Here is a 16,490-nt window from a genome sequence, read left to right as displayed (position 1 = left end):
TGGGCCTGCCTCCGACACTCGTTAGAATGATCCTTTCCCGTTTTTTCTTGCGGACATGACATCCTCCTCCGTCGCTCTCACTGGCAGCATCGTTGCCCTCATCACGCCCATGCACGAGGACGGTAGTGTTGACTACCCGGCGCTGCGAAAACTCATCGACTGGCATGTGGCCGAGGGCACGGACTGCATCGGCGTGGTGGGAACGACAGGCGAATCCCCCACCGTCAACGTGGAGGAACACTGCGAAATCATCCGCGTGTCCGTCGAGCAGGCTGCGGGCCGCGTTCCCGTGATGGCAGGCTGCGGCGCCAACAGCACGCACGAGGCCATCGAGCTGGCCCGCTACGCCAAGAAGGTCGGTGCCGACAGCCAGCTGCAGGTCGTGCCCTACTACAACAAGCCCACGCAGGAAGGCCAGTACCAGCATTTCAAGGCCATTGCCGAAGCGGTGGGCGACCTGCCTGTGGTGCTCTACAACGTGCCCGGCCGCTCGGTGGCCGACATGCAGCACGACACCGTGCTGCGCCTGGCGCAGATTCCCGCCATCATCGGCATCAAGGAAGCCACGGGCAACATCGAACGCGCCCAGTGGCTGATCCGTGAAGTGCCCGAAGGCTTCGGCGTGTACTCCGGCGATGATCCGACCGCTGTGGCACTGATGCTGTGCGGCGGCCACGGCAACATCAGCGTCACGGCCAACGTGGCGCCGCGCCTGATGAGCGATCTGTGCAAGGCGGCCCTGGCCGGCGACGTGCGCACCGCCATGGACATCCAGATGCGCCTGATGCCTGTGCACAAGAACCTCTTCGTCGAGGCCAACCCCATTCCCGTCAAGTGGGCCGCAGCCCGCCTGGGCCTTTGCGGCCCGGCCATGCGCCTGCCGATGACACCCCTGAGCAAGAATCTGGAAGCCACCGTGGAAGCCGCCCTGAGCTCCGCTGGCCTGCTGTGAGGCGCCCCGCCCCACCGACCGAACGCACCAAGGATATTCGCGTGAAACAGCCCATTGCACGTCTGAGCCTGCTGAGCCTGGCCATCGGCCTGACAGCCTGCACGACCACGTTCCAAGAGAGCAAGATCGACTACAAGAGCGCCGGCAAGCAGCAGGCGCCCACCCTGGAAGTCCCGCCAGACCTGACACAGCTGTCCACGGACTCCCGCTACGCCGTGCCCGGCGGCGTGGTCTCCGCCGCCGCCATGGAAGCCAACTCCAAGGCGCAAAAGCCGGCAGAGGGCCGAACGGCCACCGCCGCCCTGGGCGATGTGCGCATCGAGCGCAATGGCGAGCAGCGCTGGCTGGTGATCAAGCGTCCGGCCGACCAGCTGTGGGAGCCCGTGCGCGACTTCTGGCTGGAAAACGGCTTCATCTTCACCACTGAAGACCGCCAGCTCGGCATCATCGAAACGGATTGGGCCGAGAACCGCGCCAAGATCCCGCAGGACGTGATCCGCAAGACGCTGGGCAAGGTCTTCGACGGCCTGTACTCCACCAGCGAGCGCGACAGGTTCCGCACCCGCCTGGAGCGCTCGGCCGACGGCTCCACCGAGGTCTACATCACGCACCGCGGCATGCAGGAGGTGTACACCAGCGCCCAGAAGGACCAGACCATCTGGCAGCCGCGCCCCTCCGACCCGGAACTGGAAACCGAATTCCTGCGCCGCCTGATGGTCAAGCTCGGCGTGAGCCAGGAGCAGGCCGACGCCGTGGCCAAGGCCAACACCACCACGGCAGCCGCCACCGGCAGCGTGCGCATGGAATCCGCCAACGGACAGCCCGTGCTGCAGATCGACGAAGGCTTTGACCGCGCATGGCGCCGTGTCGGCGTGGCCCTGGACCGCACGGGCTTCACCGTGGAAGACCGCGACCGCAGCCGCGGCATCTACTTCGTGCGCTATGTGGCGCCCGATGCCAAGGTCGAGCCCAAGGGATTCTTCAGCAAGCTGTTCAGCCGCTCGCCCGACGCGGCTGCGCCGGTCAAGTACCAGATCCAGGTGCGCAGCGAGGGCGACAAGTCCACGGTCACCGTGCTCAACACCCAGGGCCAGCCAGAGACCTCGGCCAATGCCCAGCGCATCGTGCGCGTCATCACCGACGACATGAAGTAGGCGATCCTCACGTCGGGATTGAGGCTGCAGCCGCCGCCCTCGCCTGCAGCCACCGCGCATTCACTTGCCGGTGGCTTTTTTGCATACGGGCCGTCGTGCATAGACCATGGATATGCATGACCGGGCCCTGGTGGACGAAAAAAAACCGCAGCCCGAAGGATGCGGTTTTTTCGCAGCACAAGCCTAAGCCTGTGCCACCAGCGAAGGCCGGATTACTGCTTGGTGGCTTCCTTGGCGGCAGCGTCGGCAGCAGCCTTGGCGGCGTCTGCAGCAGCAGCGTCAGCAGCGGGAGCGGCAGGTGCAGCTGCGTCAGCGGCGGGCGCTGCGGGAGCAGCTGCGTCGGCGGCGGGAGCAGCAGGAGCGGCTTCTGCGGGAGCGGGAGCTGCCGGCGCGGGAGCTTCAACAGCAGGAGCGGGAGCGGGGGCCGGAGCCTCTTCCTTCTTGCCGCAAGCGGCCAGAGCTGCAGCAGCGATCACGGTAGCCAGGATCAGAGAGTTCTTCATCACAGTTTCCTAGAGAGTAGGTAAGAAGACAGTAAACAGGAGGGCCCCGCCATTGCGACACCGGATGCAGGCAACCGGAGCGCTACGGCCAAGCCGCGTCAAAACATTCATTCGACTCGCGTCAGATTATAGGGAGGTTTTCCCGAAGCTGACCGAAACTGACAGCCTCAGAACAATTCCGCACAAATCCTCTTGCAAAGTCCGGATGGGGCAGTGGATTGACTGCCTTGACATGCACTGTGTAACAAAAGCAGGTGGCTGTCAATTTACTGACGGACTCAAGACAATTCTTTACAAATCTAACGAAGTCCGCCCTTGTTCAGCAGCACGCTGTCAACAGTGAATGCCCGAACTTAGCATGCCTGTGGCGCAGCGTCTACCCGGTTCAGGACAGCTTGCCGCCACGCACCCAGCCTGCGTCAAACCACGAGGACAGCAGCTCCAGCGCATCGTCGCTGGCCTTGGCCAGATCGGTGCGCGACAGCGCGCGCGTGTCGGCCAGCTTGCGCATCAGCGTGGCATCGCGGCCACCGGCCAGATAGCTTTCTCCGTTGATGAAGATGTGCCTGGCGTCATACATCATGCGGGTGCGGCGGTCCAGGACCACGCTCTCGAACATGCCGTTTTCCTCGCCATGCTCGAACCACACATTGGCCTTGGGCTCGGTCATGTACTCGCCCAGAGCGCGCTCCAGCGCCAGCGGCTCGGCCAGCGCGCGTTCCAGCGACTTGCGGGCGAAATCGTGCAGGCTGGCGGGAATCTCGCCCGGGGCTTCGACGGCCGGCTGGTCGGGATCGCGGTAGACGACCGGCACTTCGGGCTCATCGGGCTCGTCGGACATGCGCAGCAGCAGCTCGCGGGCCAGCTCGTCGCGCGCGGGCGAGCGAAAGCCGATGGAGTACGTCATGCACTCGCCTTCGGCGATGCCGTCATGGGCCCACTTCGGGGGCAGGTAGAGCATGTCGCCGGGCTCGAGCACGAATACCTCTTCCGGCTCGAAATGCGAGAGCACCTTCAGCGGCACATCGGGCTGCAGCGACAGGTCCTTCTGGCGGCCGATGCGCCAGCGCCGGCGGCCATGGGCCTGCAGCAGGAAGACGTCGTAGCTGTCGAAATGCGGGCCGACGCCGCCCTGGTCGGTGGCAAAGCTGATCATCAGGTCGTCCAGCCGCGCCTCGGGCACAAAGCGGAACTGCTGCATCAACTGGTGCACGCCGTCGTCGTGCAGGTCCACGCCCTGCACAAGCACGGTCCAGCCGGGCTTTTGCAGCGAAGGCAGGCTGCGGCGCGACAGCGGGCCGTGGCTGAGCTTCCAGTGGCCACCGTCCTGCTGCTGGATCAGGCGCGATTCCACACCGTCCTCGCCTGCCATGGCCAGCAGCCTGGCGCGCGGAATCAGGGGCTTGAAGCCCGGGATCGCCTGGCGCACCAGCAAGGGCTTCTTGTGCCAGTGGCGGCGCATGAATTGGGAAGCGGTAAGCCCGCCCAGCAGGGCAAGCGGGGTGTTGGTGTCCATGAAATGGTCCGAAATGAGCAGAAAGACAGGGCGGCATTGTCCTATGCGGCCATTGCCCTGTCCTGGCGCCAGCGCAAGCCGGCCCGAAATGGCCGGACGACGCTCAGCCCGCAGCCTTGCGCATGGCCCTGAAATCCGAGGGCGCCAGGCCCGTATAGGCCTTGAAGGCCCGGCTGAAATGCGCGCTGCTGCCAAAGCCGCAGTCCATGGCGACTTCGGTGATGGTGCGCTGCGCATGCTCGGGCAGCAACAGCTCGCGCATGCACAGCTCCAGCCGGCTGTGCTGTATGAAGGCGCCCAGGCTGGTCTGGCTGTCCGCAAAGGCGTTGTGCAAATGGCGCTTGCTGCAGTTGAGCGCGGCGGCCACGGACTCCACCGACAGGCCCGGATCGCGCAGATGGGCCACCACATGGGCGCGTATGCGGTCCTGCAGCGCCAGTTGCTGGGTGCCTGCCGTGCCCTGCCCGGCCAGCTCCTGCAGCGAAAGGTGGACCATGTCCACCAGCAGCTCGCCCGCGCGGCGCGCCAGATGCGGGGCCATGCCGGGCAGCTCCTGGTAGGTGCTGCGCATGGTCTCCAGCGCGATGCGGGCGATGCCCGAGCTGCCGCCCACGTTGCGCCCCATCAGTCCTTCCAGCCGGACGCCCCGGTCCACGATGGCCTGGCGCGGCAGCATCACGATGAGGTGCTCCGACCATTCGGGATTGGCCACCTCGTACTCCTGCGCCGTGTCATAGATGACCCAGCTGCCCTTGCGCACGCTGGCCTCGCGGTTGTGCTGGCGCACGCTGGCCACGCCCTCCCAGGGCGCAACGATCTTCAGATAGGGCGACTCATGGGCACGCAGGCCCTGCATGCTGCGCATGACGCGGTGGCGGCCCGCCTCCAGCCGGGTCAGGACCACATCGCCGGCATTGGCCACGCGCACATGGCCCTCGAACAGGCGTTCGCCATAGAGATCGGTATCCAGGCCCGCAAACAGGCTCGACATCCAGGCATGCCAGGCCGACGCCGTCTCGCCGGGCGGCAGTCCGTCGGTGCTCAACACCATGGCATCGGTCATGTGCGGTCTCTCCTGATCGCCGCACGCGGGAAGGATCTGTGTGCGGCCATGGACGTGATTATGGGAAAGTGCAGGCCCGTCGCGCCCCATGGCTTTCCCCGCGGACAGCCAGGACAAGGGTAAACCCCGGAGCCTGTGCACGATCCGTCATGCGCTTTGTGCGCGCAGCGGGCTGCCTGCGCCATCGCCTGCTTCTACGATGACCGGCACGCCCGGCAGCGCCAATGCCAACGCCATTGCCAACGCCACAACCGCATACCAAGGAGACAGTCATGATCGAACAAACCATGCTCATCGCAGGCCAGGCCGCACAGGCCGGCAATGGTGCCACCTTCGAGCGCCGCAACCCGCTGGACGGATCGGTGGCCACGCGCGCCCCGGCCGCGACGCCGCAGGATGCCGTGCGCGCGGTCGAAGCCGCGCAACAGGCCTTCCCCGCCTGGGCCGCGCTGGGCCCGACCGAGCGCCGCCAGATGCTGATGAAGGCATCGCAGGCGCTGGAGGCCAAGACCGAGGCCTTTGCCGCCGCCATGGCCGCCGAGACGGGCGCCTCGGGCATCTGGGCCGGCTTCAACGTGCACCTGGCCGCCAACATGTTCCTGGAGGCCGCATCGCTGACCACCCAGATCAATGGCCAGATCATTCCCTCGGACGTGCCCGGCAGCCTGGCCATGGCCGTGCGCCAGCCCGCTGGCGTGGTGCTGGGCATTGCGCCCTGGAATGCACCCGTCATCCTGGCCGTGCGCGCCATCGCCACGCCGCTGGCCTGCGGCAACACCGTGGTGCTCAAGGGCTCGGAGCTGTGCCCCGCCACGCACGGCCTGATCATCGAGGCCCTGCAGGAAGGCGGCCTGCCGCCCGGCGTGGTCAACTTCGTGACCAATGCGCCCGAAGATGCCGGCGCCGTGGTCGAGGCCATGGTGGCCCACCCGGCCGTGCGCCGCGTGAACTTCACGGGCTCCACGCGCGTGGGCCGCATCATCGGCCAGACCTGCGCCAAGTACCTCAAGCCCGCCATCCTGGAGCTGGGCGGCAAAGCGCCCTTCGTGGTGCTGGACGATGCAGACATCGACGCCGCCGTGGCCGGCTGCACCTTCGGTGCCTTCGCCAACTCGGGCCAGATCTGCATGTCCACCGAACGCATCATCGTGGACGAGGCCGTGGCCGGGGATTTCCTGGACAAGCTGGTGGCCCGTTCCACCTCGCTGCCGCTGGGCGATCCGCGCAAGGGTCCCGTGGTGCTGGGCTCGGTGGTGGACATGGCCACCGTGGAGCGCGCCAACCGCCTGATCGACGACGCGCTGGCCAAGGGCGCAAAACTGCTGTGCGGCGGCAAGGCCACCAACACGCTCATGGCCGCCACGCTGATCGACGGCGTCACGCCCGAAATGGACATCTTCCGCGAGGAAACCTTCGCCCCCGTCAAGGCCATCGTGCGCGTACGCGGCGAGGAGCAGGCCATCGCCATGGCCAACGACAACGAATTCGGCCTGTCCTCGTCCGTCTACACCCGCGATACCGCACGCGGCTGGCGCGTGGCCGCGCGCATCGAGGCCGGCATCTGCCACGTCAACGGTCCCACCGTGCATGACGAGGCACAGATGCCCTTTGGCGGCGTGAAAAACTCGGGCTACGGCCACTTCGGCGGCCAGGCAGGCATCGACGCCTTCACCGAGACGCGCTGGATCACCATGCAGACCGCGCCCCGCCACTATCCGTTCTGATCGGCAGGACTCGCCGCCCGGCCTGCGCAGCAGCCGGGCCGCCGTGGGAAAATCGCGCCAACGCGGCCGCCGGCACGCCTTCGTCAAACAAGGGCGCGCGCGGCGGTCTTTCTTTTTCCCCACTGCGGCATGGGCCGCACAAGCTGCACACCATGGAAATCACAGAACAATGCGTGGTCGCTCTGACCTGGACCCTCAAGGACACCCTGGGCGAGGAACTGGACGTGCTCGATGAGCCCGTGGAGTTCCTGGTCGGCGGCGACGACCTGCTCAAGCGCATCGAGGAGGCCCTGCAGGGCCACGGCCAGGGCAAGGTCCTGGACCTGCACCTAGAGCCCGAGGAAGCCTTCGGCGACTACAACGAAAGCCTGATCTTCCTGGAGCCGCGCGCCCTGTTCCCGGCAGAGCTGGAAGAAGGCATGAGCTTCGAGGCCAGCGCCCTGCCCAAGGGCTGCAGCGCCGTGCAGCCCGACCTGCTCTACACGGTGACCGAGATCTATCCCGAGCATGTGGTGCTGGACGGCAACCATCCGCTGGCCGGCATCGCGCTGCGCCTGCACCTGAAGGTCGAAGGCGTGCGCGAAGCCACCGAGGAGGAAATCGGCCGCGGCTCGGCCGGCACCGGCTTCTTCCGCATCCAGCCCATGGCACCGGGCAACGACACGCTGCACTGAAATTGCCGCGCTGAAATGGCAAAGGGCTCCCTTCAGGGAGCCCTTTTGCATGGAGCGAGCCTGGTACTCAGCGCAGAAGCTGGTTGTTGTCCACGCGCACGCTCTCGCCTACGCGCAGCTGCGGATTGCTCTGGTAGTCGAACACGCGCGTGCTGCCGTCGTTCAACTGCACGGTGACACGGTAGACATCGCGCAGGTCGCCAGGGCCGGTGTTCTTCTCGATGGCATTGCCCGCCATGGCACCGCCCACCACGCCCGCAATGGTGGCGATGTCGCGCCCACTGCCCTTGCCCACCTGGCGGCCCAGCACCCCGCCGACCACGCCGCCCACCACGGCCCCGGCGCCTATGCCCGAGCCGCCAATGCCGCTGGGCTGCTGGATCTGCACCAGTTGCACATTGGTCACACGCCCCTGCTGCACATAGCCACCGCCGCCCGGGTAGGCCGTGCCGGGCTGGCCGCCGCCGGGATAGCCACCGCTGGGGTAGCCGCTGGTCGGATAGCCCCCGGCTGGATAGCCGCCGGCAGGGTAGCCGCCACCCGGGTATCCGCCCTGCTGGGGGTAGCCCGCGCAGGCGCTGAGCATCAGCGCGGCAATGCAGCCGGCGCCCATGGCGCTCAAGCGATGAATGGAAGGCATGAGATTCTCCTGTGTACTGTCCGTGGATCGATCAAGGGCAGCCACCGGACCGGCCAGCGGCTGCATACCGCTTCAACGTCCCAGGCCCCATGCCTGCCGACCGGACAGAACACTTGCTGACAAAAATCAGCCCGCCGGCCCGGCCTCAATTGCGTGCGCGAATGCTGAGCACGTTGCCGTTGTTGCCATCGACATAGAGCTTCACGGGACGGCCATCGCCGGTCTGGCCCTTGACCTGGTAGAGGCCGTCTTCCCACTCGATCTCGCGCAGGTCGCGGTAGCCCAGGCCTTCCATGCGCTCGAAGACTTCGCGGATGCTCAGCCCCGGCCCCTGGAAGGCGCCGCGCACGGAGGCCACCGTGGTGGCCACGGCTTCGCCGGCCTGCACGGTCACCGAAGGACCGCCCGTGGCGGCGGCCTGGGCCTGCACCTGGGCGACCATCCCGGCAGTGGCGATCAGAACAATGCCCAGGCCCGTCAGGCCATGGCGTGCAGCGCGGGAAATCAGTTGTCGGATGGAAGGCATGAGGTTCTCCTTGGCATGTGAAGGTCGGCGTCTGGGCCGGCGTCTGGGCCGGCGACTGGGCCGGCGACTGGGCCGGCGACTGGGCCGGCGACTGGGCCGGCGACTGGGCCGGCGATTGGGTCGGCGATTGGGCTGGCGATGCATTCGAAAAGGCCGCATCTGCCGGCTGCTGCGCCTTCGTTTCCGGTGGATTGCGACGGCGTGCAGCCATTGTTCGATGCAGGCCATGAACGCAAGCTGAAGCAGCCGTTCATCCGAGGTTCATCCACGCTGGGCTATAAAGTTTTCCATGCCCACTCCATCCTTCTCCATTCCTCGCAGGTCCTGGATGCTGCTGGCCGCACTGCTGCTGATGGCGGCGGCCCTGGCCTCCTGGACCACGCCCTCGGATGCCGGCGACAGCGACCATGAACTCGCTCGCCAGGCCTTGCAGCAAGGCCGCGTGCTGCCGCTGCGCACCGTGCTCGACCAGGTCGAGCGCGACTACCAGGGCCAGGTCATCAAGGTCGAGTTCGAGCATGACGACGGCCGCTTCATCTACGAGATCCGGCTGCTGCAATCGGGCGGCCGCGTGGCCAAGCTCAAGATCGATGCACGCGATGGCAAGGTGCTGAGCTTCAAGCGCAAGGACTAGACGCAGATGCGAATCCTCGTGGTGGAAGACGAGCCCACGCTGAGCAGCCAGCTCGTGCAGGCGCTGCAGCAGGCCGGGCATACGGTGGAGACGGCGGCCGACGGCGCAACGGCCCAGTACCTTGGCGAGGTCGAGGAGTTCGATGCCGCCGTGCTGGACCTGGGCCTGCCCGTGCGCGATGGCCTGACGGTGTTGCGCGCCTGGCGCGACCAAGGGCGGGTCATGCCGGTGATGATCCTCACGGCGCGCGGCGCCTGGCATGAGAAGGTGGCCGGCATGGATGCCGGCGCCGACGACTATCTGGCCAAGCCCTTCCACATGGAAGAGCTGATGGCCCGCCTGCGCGCCCTGCTGCGCCGGCTCAGCCCGCACGCCAGCGCCCAGTGGCAATGCGGCCCCATCGTGCTGGACTCGCGCCAGGCGCGTGTGAGCGTGGCGGGCCAGCCGCTCACGCTGACCAGCCATGAATTCAAGGTGCTGGCCCTGCTGATGCAGCGCGTGGGCCAGGTGATATCGCGCACCGAGCTGTCCGAACACATCTACCCGCAGGACAGCGACCGCGACTCCAACACCATCGAGGTCTTCGTCGGCCGCCTGCGCAAGAAACTGCCGGCCGGCAGCATAGAAACCGTGCGCGGAATGGGCTACCGGCTGGTGGAAGGCGCGCCCGCTGCATGAACGCACCACAGGAAAGACAGGTATCCCGGCTCGGTGATTCGCTGCGCCTGCGCCTGCTGGCCGGCACGCTGGCCTGGGTGCTGGCGGCCGTGCTGCTGGCCGGCTGGGGACTGCGCGGACTGTTCCGCGATCACATCGCGCAGCAGTTGCAGGCGCAGTTGGTGCTGCAGCTCGACCAGCTCAGCGCAGCCGTCAACAGCCTGCCTGGAGGGCGCATCGAAGTCGGACTGGCCGTGGGCGATCCGCGCCTGGCGCAGCCGCTGTCAGGCCTGTACTGGCAGATCGACCAGGTGAGCGATGGGGCGGGCCCACCCGAGAAGGCCGGCCTGCTGCGCTCTCGTTCGCTGTGGGACCAGACGCTGGACTGGCGCCAGTTCCGGGCCGATGCCGGCAATCCCGGCGAACACCGGGAAGACACGGCGTTGAGCACGGGCATGCTGCCCGATGGCCAGGGCCACCCGCTCGTGGCCGTGGCACGCCCCCTGCAATTGCCCGAAGCCGACGCGCCGCCGTTGCGCCTGATCGTTGCGGCCGACAGCGCCCTGCTGGCCGAGCCCATGCAGCGCTTCACCACCATGCTGATCGCCGCACTGGGCACGCTGGCGGCCGGGCTGGCGCTGGCCGTGGTGCTGCAGCTGCGCCTGGCGCTGCGGCCGCTGCAGTTGCTGCGCACAGGCCTGGCCGACGTGCGCAAGGGCGCCACGCCGCGCCTTGAAGGCCGGTTTCCGCAGGAACTGCGCCCCCTGGTGCAGGAGTTCAACCATGTGCTGGATGTGAACGCCGACATGGTCCAGCGCGCGCGCACGCAGGCCGGCAATCTGGCCCATGCGGTGAACACGCCGCTGTCCATCCTCGGCAATGCCGCCGCGCAGGAAGGCGGGACGCTGGCCGAGTTGGTCCGCGAGCAGGTCGCCAGCGCCAGCCGCCAGGTGGACCACCATCTGGCACGCGCCCGCGCTGCGGCCCGCCAGGCCACAGGCCTGCGCACGCCGCTGGAGCCGCCGCTGGCCTCGCTGGTGCGCACCATGGAGCGGCTGCACGCCGGCCGCGGCATCCGCTTCACGCTGAAGGGGGATGCGCAGCCTTGGGACTTTCTGGGCGACGGCCAGGACCTGATGGAAATCCTGGGCAACCTGCTGGACAACGCCGGCAAATGGGCGGCCCAGGCCGTGAGCCTGGAAGTCCAGGGCCTGGAGCACGATCAGGCCGGCGGCCCCTTGCTGCTGACAGTGGACGATGACGGCCCCGGCATCGAAGACGCCGACCTTGGCCGCATCTTCGAGCGCGGCGAGCGCCTGGACGAACGCAGGCCCGGCGCAGGCCTGGGCCTGGATATCGTGCGTGACCTGGTGCAGACCTATGGCGGCAGCATCGCGGCCAGCCGCTCGCCGCTGGGCGGCCTGCGCATGCAGCTGCGCCTGCCCGGAGCGCGACGAGAGGCATGAGCGCGGGAGGCCGCAGGGCAGCGGCTCAACCCCCTCTCAGCGCACGCAGCACCTGCACCAGGGTGTCTGCCTGGGGAAACAGCCAGTCGGCCGCAGCGCCCAGCGCCACGGCGGCCACCAGCGCGCCCAGCACCGGCTTCCAGCTCAGGCGCAGCGCGGCCAGCAGCCAGCCTTCGCGCTCCACCACGTAGAGCGTGCGCGCCATCAGCAGCGCAAAGGCCACCTCCACCGCCACGGCCAGGAACAGGTCGGCCCCAAAGACCAGCCACAGCAGCGACCCGGCGCCCGTGACCGCGACCAGCAGCGCCGCAAACACCAGCAGCACCGGCACCAGGACGACAGCGCCTTCGTCCAGCCCATCGATGCCGGGCACGTCAAAGCCTTGCGACGCCGAGGAAGCGGCCTCGGACATGGCACCGCCGTCGTCCCAGCTGCCGCTGGAGCCACCGCCGCCATAAGAGCCGCCCTGCCCGCTCTCGAATCCGCCAGCCTCGGGCGTGCGGGCCGGTGAAGAACCGCTGCCGCCGGGCGTCACATCGGGAACATCGGACACCTCCCAGTCGCGGCGCAGCATGCATTCGGCCCACAGGCGCAGCAGCAGCAGATACAGCAGATAGCCGCAGACCAGGGCCACGCCGTAGCGCAGCGCCATGCTGTGCAAGCCCGCATGCAGCAAGGCCAGGCTCAGCAGCGACATGCCGGCCAGGCTGAGGCCGCCCGTCAACGCCGCATGCAGTCGCAGCCAGTGGCGCTGCTGCAGGCGCCACCGCATGCGGTCTTCCTGCGTGAGCACCACGCGCGTCCACGACGCGGATGGGCGATGGCGCGTGCGCCGGGATGGCCTGGCCATGCGGACTCCTCCCTGAAGCGATGCCCTGGCAGCGCAGCTGCGGGCGATGTCTGGCGGAAAGCCTTATTGCTTGCCGGTGGAGCCGTAGCCGCCCGCACCGCGCTCGGAGGCCGACTCGAACTCCTCGACCACATTGAAGCTGGGCTGCACCACGGGCACGATGATCAGCTGGGCCAGGCGGTCCATGGGCTGCAGCGTGAAGGCCGTGGCCGAGCGGTTCCAGGCGCTGACCATGAGCTGGCCCTGGTAGTCGCTGTCGATCAGGCCGACCAGGTTGCCCAGCACGATGCCGTGCTTGTGGCCCATGCCCGAGCGCGGCAGGATCATGGCGGCGTAGCCGGGGTCCTTGAGGTACATGGCCATGCCCGTGGGCACCAGTTGCCATTGGCCGGGCTCCAGCGTCAGCGGCGCATCGATGCAGGCGCGCAGGTCCAGGCCCGCGCTTCCCGGCGTGGCGTAGGCGGGCATGTTCTCGCGCAGGCGCGCGTCAAGGATCTTGATATCAACGTTCATGGAAACAATCTGGGGAGCGCCTCACGGCAGGCTCTCTTGAAAAGCAAAGCGCGCATTGTGCCCCGCGCCGTCACCCGGACGACTTGAGCCCGCTGCGAAAGCCTTTGACGATGGCATTGATGATGGTGAGCAGCAGGATGAAGGGGCCGACGCCCGGAATCACCACGGCCAGGATCAGGCCGATCACGATACCCAGCAACTGGCCCGGACCTATCTTGAAGACCGTCTTCTTGACAGCCTTGGCGGCGGAGGAGGCCTGGGCTTGCTGTGCCCGCGCCGCCTGCCGGCCGCGATCGGCCCTGCCACCATTCCTGTCGCCTGCAGACGGCGGGCGCCCCGGCAGGGCAGGCACCGACGCCTGCTGCGCAGCAATGCGCGCCTTCTCGGCCGCAGCCTGCACCTGCTCGCGCACGCGCTCGACCACGGACTGGGACTGCGCGCCCGGAGTGGCCACCGCGTCGGTGAAATCGCTGCGTCCCTGCGCCATCCAGCCATGGGCCGCAGAGCGGTACAGGGGGCTGGCGCGCAGCAGCTCATCCACATAGCGCACATAGTCGCCGTGGCGGGGACCTTCGTAGGTGTTCTGTGACATGCGGGCCTTCGGTGGTGTCAAGGGGCGGGCGGCAGGCGCCGGGCGATCTCGGCCACCAGCTGGCGCGCCAGCAGGGACTTGGAGGCGTGCGGCAACTCCTGGGTGCCGGACTCGTCGATCAGCAGCAGGGCATTGTCATCCCTCCCAAAGGTTGCGGGACCGATATTGCCCACCAGCAGCGGCACCTGCTTGCGCAGGCGCTTGGCGCTGGCGTACTGCAGCAGGTCATGGCTTTCGGCGGCGAAGCCCACGCAGTACAGCCGTCCGCTGCGTGCGGGCTCGGACTGCGCGGCGGCCGCCAGGATGTCGGGGTTCTCGACGAAGGTCAGCGTGGGGGTCTGGCCCGAGCCGTCCTTCTTGATCTTCTGGTCTGACGCCGTGGCCGGGCGCCAGTCGGCCACGGCCGCCGTGGCGATGAACACGCCAGCCTGGGGCAGTTGCTGCTGCACGGCATCGAACATCTGCTGCGCCGATTGCACGTCGATGCGCTGCACGCCGCGCGGCGTGCGCAGGTGCACGGGCCCGGCCACCAGGGTTACCTGGGCGCCCGCCTCGCGTGCGGCGCGCGCAATGGCAAAGCCCATCTTTCCGCTGGAATGGTTGGTAATGCCGCGCACGGGGTCGATGGCCTCGAAGGTAGGGCCCGCCGTGACCAGCACCTGGCGGCCCTGCAGCAGCTTGGGCGTGAAGAAGGCAGCCAGCTCCTCCATGATTTCCTCGGGCTCGAGCATGCGGCCGTCGCCCACCTCGCCACAGGCCTGGTCGCCCGTTCCCACGCCCAGCACCAGCGCGCCGTCGGCGGCCACCTGCGCCAGGTTGCGCTGCGTGGCCGGGTGTGCCCACATCTCGCGGTTCATGGCCGGAGCCAACAGCAGGGGCACGCGGTCCATGGGGCGCGCCAGGCACATCAGGCTCAGCAACTCGTCGGAGCGGCCCTGCACCAGGCGCGCGATGAAGTCGGCGCTGCAGGGCGCGATCAGCATCGCGTCGGCCTCGCGGCTGAGGTTGATGTGGGGCATGTTGTTGGGCTCGCGCGCGTCCCACTGCGATCCGTAGACGGGGCGGCCCGACAGCGCCTGCATGGTCACCGGCGTGATGAACTGCTCGGCCGCCTCGGTCATCACCACCTGCACGGTGGCCCCGGCCTGTACCAGCAGGCGCACCAGCTGGGCAGATTTGTAACAAGCCACGCCTCCGGAGAGGCCGAGCACCAGATGTTTACCAGCGAACACTTCAGTCATGGCGCGCAATTTAGCAGAGCCGCAACGTCCGAGCAGCCCCGCGCGGCGCGGCGAATTCGGCAGCGCATCTATAATCCTGCTTTACCACCACCAATAAAAGACATGACCAAATTTGTCTTCGTCACAGGCGGTGTGGTGTCTTCCCTGGGCAAGGGAATCGCCTCAGCCTCCCTTGCTGCGATCCTCGAATCGCGCGGCCTCAAAGTCACTCTCATCAAGCTGGACCCGTACATCAACGTGGACCCGGGCACCATGTCGCCCTTCCAGCACGGTGAAGTGTTCGTGACCGACGATGGCGCAGAGACCGATCTGGACCTGGGCCACTACGAGCGTTTCATCGAAACGCGCATGAAGCAGTCCAACAACTTCACCACCGGCCGCATCTACCAGAGCGTTCTGGAGAAGGAGCGCCGCGGCGACTACCTGGGCAAGACCGTGCAGGTGATCCCTCACGTGACCAATGAAATCCAGGAGTACATCAAGCGCGGCGCCGGCATCGGCACGCCGGATGCCGTGGACGTGGCCATCTGCGAAGTCGGCGGCACGGTGGGCGATATCGAGTCCCTGCCCTTCCTCGAAGCCGTGCGCCAGCTGGCCCTCAAGCAGGGCCCCAACAACACGGCCTTCGTGCACCTGACCTACCTGCCCTGGATCGCCACGGCCGGCGAGCTCAAGACCAAGCCTACGCAGCACACCGTGCAGAAGCTGCGCGAGATCGGAATCCAGCCCGACGCCCTGCTGTGCCGCGCCCAGCACCGCGTGCCGGACGAGGAAAAGGAAAAGATCTCGCTGTTCACCAACGTTCCCGAATGGGGCGTGATCTCCATGTGGGACGTGGACACCATCTACAAGGTGCCCCGCATGCTGCACGAGCAGGGCCTGGACGGCCTGATCTGCGACAAGCTGCGCCTGAACACGCCGCCCACCAACCTCAAGCGCTGGGATGACCTGGTCCACGAGACCGAGCACCCGCAGGGCGAGGTCAAGATCGCCATGGTCGGCAAGTACGTCGAGCTGTCGGACGCCTACAAGTCCGTCAACGAGGCGCTCAAGCACGCCGGCATGCAAAGCCATGTGGCCGTGAAGATCACCCATGTGGACTCCGAGACCATCAGCGACGCCAATGCGCGCGACAAGCTCTCGCAGTACGACGCCATCCTCGTGCCCGGCGGCTTCGGCTCGCGCGGCGTGGAAGGCAAGATCTCCACGGCCCGCTACGCCCGCGAAAACAAGGTGCCCTACCTGGGCATCTGCCTGGGCATGCAGGTGGCCACCATCGAGTACGCCCGCCATGTGGCCGGCCTCGAAGGCGCCAACTCCACCGAGTTCGACCCCAAGTCCGCCAACCCCGTGATCGCCCTGATCACCGAGTGGAAGGATGCCGACGGCACGGTCAAGACCCGCGACGAGAACTCCGACCTGGGCGGCACCATGCGCCTGGGCGCGCAGTCCTCCGACGTGCAGGCCGGCACGCTGGCCCACAGCATCTACGGTGACGTGGTCACCGAGCGCCACCGCCATCGCTACGAAGCCAACGTCCAGTATCTGGACCAGCTGCGCGAAGCGGGCCTGGTGATCTCGGCGCTGACCCAGCGTGAGCAGCTGACCGAGATCGTCGAACTTCCCAAGGAAGTTCACCCCTGGTACATCGGCGTGCAGTTCCACCCCGAGTTCAAGTCCACGCCGTGGAGCGGCCACCCGCTGTTCAATGCCTTCGTGAAGGCTGCGATCGAGCGCCAGAAGGCACCGCGCAAGTCCTGAGCCCCGCAACGCCGCCCACCATTT

Annotated in this window: 17 protein-coding genes; 8 read left to right on the top strand and 9 right to left on the bottom strand. The window is 67.4% G+C overall.

Translation table 11 applies throughout. The features are described 5' to 3' along the window. Positions 1–55: 55 nt before the first annotated feature. Positions 56–952: a 4-hydroxy-tetrahydrodipicolinate synthase gene (gene dapA, locus ACF8ME_RS20805; RefSeq protein WP_016447627.1), complete on the top strand. Its 897-nt coding sequence runs from the start codon at positions 56–58 to the stop codon at positions 950–952. 41 nt (positions 953–993) lie between these two features. Continuing rightward, positions 994–2,106, top strand: coding sequence for an outer membrane protein assembly factor BamC (gene bamC, locus ACF8ME_RS20800; protein WP_016447628.1), 1,113 nt, complete (start codon positions 994–996; stop codon positions 2,104–2,106). A gap of 212 nt (positions 2,107–2,318) precedes the next feature. On the opposite strand, the gene ACF8ME_RS20795 is transcribed toward bamC, so the two are convergent. From ACF8ME_RS20795 to ACF8ME_RS20785, 3 genes are all read right to left on the bottom strand, one after another. Then, positions 2,319–2,609, bottom strand: a complete 291-nt coding sequence (locus ACF8ME_RS20795) for a hypothetical protein (protein WP_074920994.1) — start codon at positions 2,607–2,609, stop codon at positions 2,319–2,321. Between the two features lie 385 nt (positions 2,610–2,994). Further along, entirely contained in the window at positions 2,995–4,125 is a 1,131-nt protein-coding gene (locus ACF8ME_RS20790) for a JmjC domain-containing protein (protein ID WP_392418045.1), read from the bottom strand. 103 nt (positions 4,126–4,228) lie between these two features. After that, positions 4,229–5,188 carry a helix-turn-helix domain-containing protein gene (locus ACF8ME_RS20785; RefSeq protein ID WP_279494603.1) on the bottom strand — a complete coding sequence of 320 codons (960 nt, stop codon included), beginning with the start codon at positions 5,186–5,188 and terminating at the stop codon, positions 4,229–4,231. Positions 5,189–5,460: 272 nt separating this feature from the next. On the opposite strand from ACF8ME_RS20785, the gene ACF8ME_RS20780 reads away from it, so the two are divergent. Then, the gene (locus ACF8ME_RS20780) at positions 5,461–6,912 is read left to right on the top strand and encodes an aldehyde dehydrogenase (RefSeq protein ID WP_392418042.1); all 1,452 of its coding nucleotides are present in this window, start codon (positions 5,461–5,463) and stop codon (positions 6,910–6,912) included. Between the two features lie 152 nt (positions 6,913–7,064). After that, positions 7,065–7,586 carry a peptidylprolyl isomerase gene (locus tag ACF8ME_RS20775; RefSeq protein ID WP_272206528.1) on the top strand — a complete coding sequence of 174 codons (522 nt, stop codon included), beginning with the start codon at positions 7,065–7,067 and terminating at the stop codon, positions 7,584–7,586. A 67-nt stretch (positions 7,587–7,653) separates the two neighbouring features. On the opposite strand, the gene ACF8ME_RS20770 is transcribed toward ACF8ME_RS20775, so the two are convergent. Further along, positions 7,654–8,226, bottom strand: a complete 573-nt coding sequence (locus tag ACF8ME_RS20770) for a glycine zipper 2TM domain-containing protein (RefSeq protein ID WP_392418040.1) — start codon at positions 8,224–8,226, stop codon at positions 7,654–7,656. Positions 8,227–8,371: 145 nt separating this feature from the next. Next, positions 8,372–8,752, bottom strand: coding sequence for a PepSY domain-containing protein (locus ACF8ME_RS20765; protein ID WP_392418038.1), 381 nt, complete (start codon positions 8,750–8,752; stop codon positions 8,372–8,374). 328 nt (positions 8,753–9,080) lie between these two features. On the opposite strand from ACF8ME_RS20765, the gene ACF8ME_RS20760 reads away from it, so the two are divergent. From ACF8ME_RS20760 to ACF8ME_RS20750, 3 genes are read left to right on the top strand one after another with little or no spacing between them, the layout of a single operon-like run. Further along, complete coding sequence (locus ACF8ME_RS20760; RefSeq protein ID WP_012206897.1) at positions 9,081–9,386, top strand: PepSY domain-containing protein; 306 nt, start codon at positions 9,081–9,083, stop codon at positions 9,384–9,386. A gap of 6 nt (positions 9,387–9,392) precedes the next feature. Next, positions 9,393–10,064, top strand: coding sequence for a response regulator transcription factor (locus ACF8ME_RS20755; protein ID WP_212646503.1), 672 nt, complete (start codon positions 9,393–9,395; stop codon positions 10,062–10,064). Then, the gene (locus tag ACF8ME_RS20750) at positions 10,061–11,509 is read left to right on the top strand and encodes a sensor histidine kinase (protein ID WP_392418035.1); all 1,449 of its coding nucleotides are present in this window, start codon (positions 10,061–10,063) and stop codon (positions 11,507–11,509) included. Before ACF8ME_RS20755 ends, ACF8ME_RS20750 begins: the two co-directional genes overlap by 4 nt. Before the next feature lie 25 nt (positions 11,510–11,534). Here ACF8ME_RS20750 and ACF8ME_RS20745 read toward each other — a convergent pair whose 3' ends face one another. The 4 genes from ACF8ME_RS20745 to coaBC all read right to left on the bottom strand — a co-directional run bounded on the left by ACF8ME_RS20745 (position 11,535) and on the right by coaBC (position 14,705). After that, complete coding sequence (locus ACF8ME_RS20745) at positions 11,535–12,359, bottom strand: hypothetical protein (protein WP_392418034.1); 825 nt, start codon at positions 12,357–12,359, stop codon at positions 11,535–11,537. Between the two features lie 63 nt (positions 12,360–12,422). Continuing rightward, a complete protein-coding gene (gene dut / locus ACF8ME_RS20740; RefSeq protein ID WP_017404378.1) occupies positions 12,423–12,872 on the bottom strand; it encodes a dUTP diphosphatase in 450 nt (149 codons plus the stop codon). Between the two features lie 70 nt (positions 12,873–12,942). Next, complete coding sequence (locus ACF8ME_RS20735) at positions 12,943–13,464, bottom strand: hypothetical protein (RefSeq protein ID WP_203400536.1); 522 nt, start codon at positions 13,462–13,464, stop codon at positions 12,943–12,945. Between the two features lie 17 nt (positions 13,465–13,481). Continuing rightward, entirely contained in the window at positions 13,482–14,705 is a 1,224-nt protein-coding gene (gene coaBC / locus ACF8ME_RS20730; protein WP_016447641.1) for a bifunctional phosphopantothenoylcysteine decarboxylase/phosphopantothenate--cysteine ligase CoaBC, read from the bottom strand. Between the two features lie 102 nt (positions 14,706–14,807). Here coaBC and ACF8ME_RS20725 point away from each other — a divergent pair, with 102 nt between their 5' ends. After that, a complete protein-coding gene (locus ACF8ME_RS20725; RefSeq protein ID WP_016447642.1) occupies positions 14,808–16,466 on the top strand; it encodes a CTP synthase in 1,659 nt (552 codons plus the stop codon). The last annotated feature ends 24 nt before the right edge of the window (positions 16,467–16,490 follow it).

Source organism: Delftia sp. WSY_7 (genome assembly GCF_043104845.1).
Classification (GTDB): Bacteria; Pseudomonadota; Gammaproteobacteria; order Burkholderiales; family Burkholderiaceae_C; genus Comamonas; species Comamonas tsuruhatensis.
Note: the sequence above shows the minus strand (reverse complement) of the source record. Positions and strands in the feature narration are given on the sequence as shown.